The sequence below is a fragment of the Vibrio sp. 10N.286.49.C3 genome, from assembly GCF_041469545.1.
Classification (GTDB): Bacteria; Pseudomonadota; Gammaproteobacteria; order Enterobacterales; family Vibrionaceae; genus Vibrio; species Vibrio tasmaniensis_A.
Window position 1 is genome coordinate 1 of sequence record NZ_JBFRKT010000093.1, and the last position, 6719, is coordinate 6719.

General features: G+C 43.1%; 6 protein-coding genes, 5 tRNA genes and 1 rRNA gene. 8 read left to right on the forward strand and 4 right to left on the reverse strand.

Annotated elements, in window-relative coordinates; translation table 11 throughout:
• The first annotated feature begins 8 nt into the window (after positions 1-8).
• Both rrf and AB4180_RS22450 read left to right on the forward strand, forming a co-directional pair.
• A 5S ribosomal RNA gene (gene rrf / locus AB4180_RS22445) occupies positions 9-124 on the forward strand.
• Between the two features lie 67 nt (positions 125-191).
• Positions 192-268 (forward strand) — tRNA-Asp (locus tag AB4180_RS22450).
• 241 nt (positions 269-509) lie between these two features.
• Here the strand turns inward: AB4180_RS22450 and AB4180_RS22455 are convergent.
• From AB4180_RS22455 to AB4180_RS22465, 3 genes are all read right to left on the reverse strand, one after another.
• The gene (locus AB4180_RS22455; RefSeq protein ID WP_102249928.1) at positions 510-695 is read right to left on the reverse strand and encodes a transposase; all 186 of its coding nucleotides are present in this window, start codon (positions 693-695) and stop codon (positions 510-512) included.
• Between the two features lie 421 nt (positions 696-1116).
• Complete coding sequence (pssA, locus tag AB4180_RS22460) at positions 1117-2457, reverse strand: CDP-diacylglycerol--serine O-phosphatidyltransferase (RefSeq protein WP_009844721.1); 1341 nt, start codon at positions 2455-2457, stop codon at positions 1117-1119.
• A gap of 91 nt (positions 2458-2548) precedes the next feature.
• Entirely contained in the window at positions 2549-2980 is a 432-nt protein-coding gene (locus tag AB4180_RS22465; protein WP_065679895.1) for a GNAT family N-acetyltransferase, read from the reverse strand.
• Between the two features lie 66 nt (positions 2981-3046).
• On the opposite strand from AB4180_RS22465, the gene murB reads away from it, so the two are divergent.
• Positions 3047-4093 carry a UDP-N-acetylmuramate dehydrogenase gene (murB, locus tag AB4180_RS22470; protein WP_102249929.1) on the forward strand — a complete coding sequence of 349 codons (1047 nt, stop codon included), beginning with the start codon at positions 3047-3049 and terminating at the stop codon, positions 4091-4093.
• The gene (gene birA / locus AB4180_RS22475) at positions 4090-5055 is read left to right on the forward strand and encodes a bifunctional biotin--[acetyl-CoA-carboxylase] ligase/biotin operon repressor BirA (RefSeq protein WP_102249930.1); all 966 of its coding nucleotides are present in this window, start codon (positions 4090-4092) and stop codon (positions 5053-5055) included. Before murB ends, birA begins: the two co-directional genes overlap by 4 nt.
• 7 nt (positions 5056-5062) lie before the next feature.
• On the opposite strand, the gene coaA is transcribed toward birA, so the two are convergent.
• Positions 5063-5986 (reverse strand): type I pantothenate kinase, encoded by a 924-nt coding sequence (gene coaA / locus AB4180_RS22480; protein ID WP_009844725.1) that lies wholly within the window; start codon positions 5984-5986, stop codon positions 5063-5065.
• 209 nt (positions 5987-6195) lie between these two features.
• Here coaA and AB4180_RS22485 point away from each other — a divergent pair.
• From AB4180_RS22485 to AB4180_RS22500, 4 genes are all read left to right on the forward strand, one after another.
• Positions 6196-6271: transfer RNA gene (locus tag AB4180_RS22485), tRNA-Thr, on the forward strand.
• 44 nt (positions 6272-6315) lie between these two features.
• Positions 6316-6400 (forward strand) — tRNA-Tyr (locus AB4180_RS22490).
• A gap of 39 nt (positions 6401-6439) precedes the next feature.
• Positions 6440-6514, forward strand: a tRNA-Gly gene (locus AB4180_RS22495).
• 13 nt (positions 6515-6527) lie between these two features.
• Positions 6528-6603: transfer RNA gene (locus tag AB4180_RS22500), tRNA-Thr, on the forward strand.
• The last annotated feature ends 116 nt before the right edge of the window (positions 6604-6719 follow it).

Here is a 6719-nt window from a genome sequence, read left to right on the forward strand (position 1 = left end):
AAAATTTGCTTGGCGACCATAGCATTGTGGACCCACCTGATTCCATGCCGAACTCAGAAGTGAAACACAATAGCGCCGATGGTAGTGTGGGGCTTCCCCATGTGAGAGTAGGACATCGCCAGGCTTTAAATCAAATCTTTAGGTTGACCAACCTGGAGATATGGACGCTCACTTAGTGAGTTGACCACTGCGGAGTGGTAGTTCAGTTGGTTAGAATACCGGCCTGTCACGCCGGGGGTCGCGGGTTCGAGTCCCGTCCACTCCGCCACTTATTAGAGAAGCCCTGCTAGAAATAGCAGGGCTTTTTTACATTTGAAAAAAGTGTTTTACTGTTATACCAATCCGGAAAATTAACTAATCAGGTTTATCCAATCCCTTCTACTCATTTTTGTGACACGATCTTTGCACTCAAGAAATCCATTCCAAGCGCGACAAACCTTGGAAACAATGTCGTTATAATCAGTGAAACTTTGATTCGCTAGATAATGTTGTTGCAACCAACTCCAAACTTACTCTATAGGGTTGAGCTCTGACGAGTAGGGAGGAAGCTTAATAGTGCCGAAATTATTAAACTCTCTCGCAATATCATCGGTATGCCAGCCAGATCCATCCATAATAAAGACTGCATGATGTCCTTTTTCACTGGCCTTAGATATCTGCTCTAAGTGGTTTGTCTTTATGCCCTTGTGCCCCAAGGAGCTACTATGGCTTCACCAATTCTTGTTTTGGGGCATACCGAACCAAACAAATAGCCGTATTCAAATTGCTGTTTTTTACCACACGAGGCCTGGTTCCACGAGTCCCCAAAGACGTGTAGTTGTGTTCTGTTGACCAAACCTAGCTTCCTCTTGAAACCAGGCATCAACACTCTACAGCCCAATATTGTCGGGATCGTTTCTATTTTGATTTTTTAAAATCATCTTGGATTTTCTGTGATTTTTTCGGTGTTTGGATCGAGAAGTTCTCCAAGATAAGGCCATGTGTTCGAGGAGATAATAGATAGAATTCGGGTGGTAGTACTTATCAACGATTTTCACGATTTAGTCATTTATATCGTAGATACAAAAACGCCTAGCGTTTGCTAGGCGTTGATAAATAGTATTTCTAATCCATCGACTACAGTATTTGCTTAAGTACTCTATCGGCTTTCACACGAGTGATCTTACGAATCAACTTCTGAACTTCCAACGGGTAGCTCTCTACCTTATCTAACTGCTTATAAGTACAGATAAGCTGAGTGTGTTGAAGGATATTATCCACTTCAGCCTGAAACTTGTCTGTTAGGTGATGGTAGTTATCTTGGATAAAGATGCCGTTCTCTAGATCCAACTTCCATGCGCGAGGGTTTAGGTTATTACCTGTTAGTAGCATGTAGCGCTTATCTACCCAAATACCCTTTAGGTGGAAGCTATTAGAATCGTGTTGCCAAAGTCGAATTGATAGATTACGGCTAGCAATATGAGCCTCATTCGCTTTAGCGAAACGACGTAAGTTCAATTCGTAAAGGTATGGCAGACCACCAATCGTTTTAAACTCTTCTTCTGGCGAGATAAAGAAATCATTCGCTGTCTTATCGCCAACAACAATGCTGACCTTTACGCCACGCTTAAGCGCTTTCTTCACTTCTTTAGCTAGGCTAGGTGGGAAGTTGAAGTAAGGTGTGCAGATAAAGATTTCATCTTTAGCTTGAGCTACGAGTTGATTGATTCCCTGATTCAGACGGTTACGTCTTTTACCGATACCAACTAATGGTGTTACAGCAACTTGGTCTGCTGAAACCTCTTGAGCATCGAATTGATACTGAGACCTTGCTAATGATGCACGAAACTGACGAATCGCTGGTTTCAGTTCTTTGGTCGAAGGCTTGTTCTTATCAGCCAGGTCATAAACAGCGCTGTCCGCAACCATCTGTTCGTGTACGTAGGTAAACATTGAATCAGCAAGCGCTGCGTTGTTTAAAACATGGTAACGATCAAAGCGATAGCGGTCATGGTAATTCAGGTAGATATTGTTAAGGCTTGCACCGCTGTATATCACGCTGTCATCGACGATAAAGCCTTTTAAATGCAATACGCCAAAGACTTCTTTGCCGCGAACTGGAATGCCATAGACGGGTACAGAGTGCTGATATTTTTCTGCAAACTCTTTATACATTGCAGCATTGCCTTCAGAAGACTCTGCGCCAATCAATCCGCGCTGCGCTCGGTGCCAATCGACACAAACGCTCACGTCTAATTCTGGATTCTTTTGTTTTGCTTCATATAAGGCAGTTAGGATTTCACGGCCAGCCTCATCATCTTCAAGATACAAAGCGACTAAACTAATACGAGTCGTTGCGCGAGATATCTCATCAAGTAGACGAGTTCGAAACTCTTGCGCTGATAGTAGTACTTCAAACTTGTCAGGATTCTGCGCTATGGTTGGCAACTGTATGAATGGATTCCTACTGGCAATCATATTGACTGTTTTACCTTAAAAATATGCAAAATTGCGAACCTTTAATTTTACCAAAGGGATAGCATCAAATACTAGATAATCGAGGCATTCTCTAACAATTTTGCTGATAATGCATAGGAATGAGATCTTTTCCGCTATTCGAGTAGCGCTCGTATAAAACTCTTAAACCATTTGGCAGATCTTTAGGGTCTATTTGTATGAATAGGTGCCGCGCGTAAAAATTGGTGAGATGAGCGTACGCAAAGCAGTAATCGTCTTCCGTAAGTGTATGTTGCGCACAATAGTCCATAAGTTGGGAGCCTAATTGCTTACCGCGATGTTGTTTTGATATCGCCATTCCAGTAAGTAAGCGATTATTCTCTATTGTACGAAAGCGCACGATACCGCACAGCTCGTTATCCAGTAATAACGAATAGATCAGTTCACTTTTATTCGCTTTTCCCGTTGGGTAATGTTCTTTATAGAAACGTTTAACTAGGGGAACCTTTACTGGGTCTAATTGGGTAATGATGACATTGTTCATTCAGTCACTGCGCCATTGGTTTATCTGCTGTAGAATGACTGCAGTGTAAGTTAATTGAATATCGCCATGCAATTCCATCTCAATGCTAGTTTAAAAAATGTTCATACTTTTTCCATAGATCAGACGTGTGATGCGTTGGTTGAAGTCACCACTATCGAAGAATTAATTTCCGTTTACAGAGCCCCTAAATGGTCAGATTTACCTAAGTTGATACTGGGTAAGGGCAGTAATATGCTTTTTACTGAGCACTTCACTGGCCTGGTCATAGTGAATAAATTATCCGGGATTGAGTTGACCGAGACGGACAGCCATCACCTACTGCATGTTAGTGGGGGGGAAGATTGGCCAAACTTAGTTGAATGGAGTGTGGATCAAGGGCTCGGTGGTCTAGAAAACCTAGCAATGATACCTGGCTGTTCAGGTTCGGCTCCGATTCAAAATATTGGTGCGTATGGTGTTGAGCTACAAGACGTATGCGAGTATGTCGATATCCTGTGTCTGGATACTTATACGGTTAAGCGATTAAGCAAAGAAGAGTGTCTCTTTGGTTACCGAGATTCTATTTTCAAGCACGCTCTCTACGATAAAGCGATTGTTGTTGCGATTGGTTTATCGTTGCCGAAAGAATGGGAGCCATGCAATCACTATGGCCCGTTAAAAAGCCTAGCAGCCGATACGCTCTCTCCTCGTACTATATTTGATGAAGTATGCGCTATCCGTTCAAGTAAGTTGCCAGACCCTAGAGTCCAAGGCAATGCGGGCAGCTTCTTCAAAAACCCTGTGATCACCAAAGATCATTTTGATCGCTTGTTCGCTCTATACCCAAACATTGTCGGCTATGAGAGCAATGACATGATCAAAGTCGCTGCAGGCTGGCTGATTGATCAATGCCAGTTCAAAGGTGTGACAGAAGGCGGTGCTCAAGTTCACCCAAACCAAGCATTAGTTATCATCAATTATGATAAGGCTTCTGCTGTGGATATCCTTAAGCTTGCAGAGCGAGTGCGTCAGTCTGTCTTGAATAAATTCGATATTCGATTAGAACATGAAGTGCGTTTTATGGGACGAGACTGCGAGACAAATCTAGACAAGGCTTTGGAGTCATTGGCATGAGAGAGCACAATACCAAGCTTGCACTATTGAGATGTCTTGCCGATGGTGAGTTTAATTCTGGTGAAGACTTAGGTGAAATGATCGGTGTATCACGAGCGGCTATCAGTAAGCACATTAAAGGTATCCAAGAGTGGGGGTTAGACATCTATCGAGTACAAGGCAAGGGCTACAAGCTAGCCAGTCGTTTAGATATGCTTGACCAAGAAAAATTATCTGCTGTGAGTCGTGATGCTTCTCTTGAACTCATTCCAATCATAGGTTCAACAAACCAACACCTATTAGAGCGTACTAATACCCTCGAATCGGGGTCGGTCTGTATTGCTGAATATCAAGCTGCAGGTCGTGGACGTCGTGGAAGAGAGTGGGTATCGCCATTTGGTGCAAATCTTTACCTTTCAATGTATTGGAGGCTCGATGCAGGCATGGCTGCCGCTATGGGGTTAAGCCTTGTTGTTGGCGTTGCTGTTGTTGAAGCCTTGGAAGAGATGGGTGTTGAAGGCGTTAAACTGAAGTGGCCGAATGATCTTTACCATAATGACAAGAAACTCGCGGGTATTTTAGTCGAGTTGTCAGGACAGTCTGGTGGCGCTGCTCATATTGTTATTGGTTTGGGACTAAATCTGTCCATGGACCCGACAACATCAGGTATTGGTCAACCGTGGACGTCTCTCAAAGAGGTCTGTGATGGAAAAGTGCCCGACCGTAACCAGTTAGCACAGGCTCTGATCAATGCTTGGGACAAGTCTCTTGTTGATTATGAGTTGAAAGGGATGTCGAATTTTGTAGAGCGTTGGAATCGCTTTGATAATTTCTTAGGTCGCAATGTTAGGTTGATCATTGGACCTAGAGAAATTGAAGGTGTTGTTCAAGGCATCGATGAACAAGGTGCTGTATTACTCAAAACTGAGAATGGTATCGAGAGCTATATCGGCGGAGAGATATCGCTAAGAAAAGGCGATTAAGGTGTTACTATTTTCTTAGTAATACTTCTTCAACCATATGATCTGCGCCTTTACGTAGAATCAAGTGAGCCCTTTCTCGTGTAGGAAGGATATTTTGTTCTAGGTTCAAGCCATTAATTGAACTCCAGATACCTTCCGCTTTATCCAGTGCCGCTTGGTTCGATAATTTTGTGTAATGACTAAAGTAAGAGCCAGGTTTGGTAAACGCACCATCGCGGAATTTCATAAAGCGATTGACGTACCACTCTTTGATTTGTTGGCTATCAGCGTCAACATAGAGAGAGAAATCAAGGAAGTCTGAAATAAACACGCGATGTGGCTCGTGTGGATCGTTCATGCCTGTTTGCAAGACATTAAGTCCTTCAATAATAAGCACATCTGGTAGGTCGACACACTTAACGTCATCAGTAATGTTGTACGTAAGATGTGAGTACACGGGAGCCGTGACATTTCTCTTGCATGCTTTTACATCCGAAACAAAGTTCACTAAACGCTTAATATCGTAAGACTCCGGAAAGCCCTTTTTACTCATCAATCCTTTTTCTTCTAACACCTCATTTGGGTATAAGAAGCCATCGGTTGTGACTAGCTCAACTTTTGGGTGGTTCTCCCAGCGAGAAAGTAGGGCTTTAAGCAGTCGTGCAGTTGTACTTTTGCCCACAGCGACACTTCCAGCAATACCGATGATAAAAGGTGGTGCTTTCTCGTTTTTATCCAGGAATTGATGGAGTACTGAGTTTCTATTCTGTCTGGCTGCCACATAGAGATTTAATAGGCGAGAGAGCGGCAGGTAGATCTCAACGGCTTCCTCCATTGTGAGCTTTTCATTGATGCCTTGAAGCTCTTTTAAGTCGCTCTCAGAAAGTGTCATCGGAACTAAATTCCTTAGCTCAGACCAACGTTCGCGGTCAAATGACATAAATGGGCTCATATAAACTCTATAGTGGATAACAAAACAAGTGCATGGAAAATACATCAAGCGATAGATAAATAAAATATCTTCCTGTACTAGATGTGGGTTAAAGGCAGAAACCTTGAGCTAAATAGCCGTATATAGGAATTTGATAGGAGAATTTTTCACTTTTTTTCAATTTACTATTGCAAGGTGGAAAATCATTCAATAAAATGCGCCCCACTTGTGCCGACTTAGCTCAGTAGGTAGAGCAACTGACTTGTAATCAGTAGGTCACCAGTTCGATTCCGGTAGTCGGCACCACTTTCTCCCTTTCTTTAAGGTAAGCGAGAGAAAGCTCAAAATTTGGAGGGGTTCCCGAGTGGCCAAAGGGAGCAGACTGTAAATCTGCCGGCACTGCCTTCGATGGTTCGAATCCGTCTCCCTCCACCATATTCTAAAGGTTAAATAGCTCAAACAGAGTTACGTGTTGCGTGCATCGTATAATGGCTATTACCTCAGCCTTCCAAGCTGATGATGCGGGTTCGATTCCCGCTGCACGCTCCAACTCATTTTGTGTGCTGATATAGCTCAGTCGGTAGAGCGCACCCTTGGTAAGGGTGAGGTCCCCAGTTCGACTCTGGGTATTAGCACCAGTCAAAAGCTTCTTCTCCTTTAATAAAGAAAACCATTTTTTTTGGTTGCGTGGTCTTATTTTAAGCCACCTAATCCGTACCTAGAGGGACACCCCATGTCTAAAGAAAAATTTGAA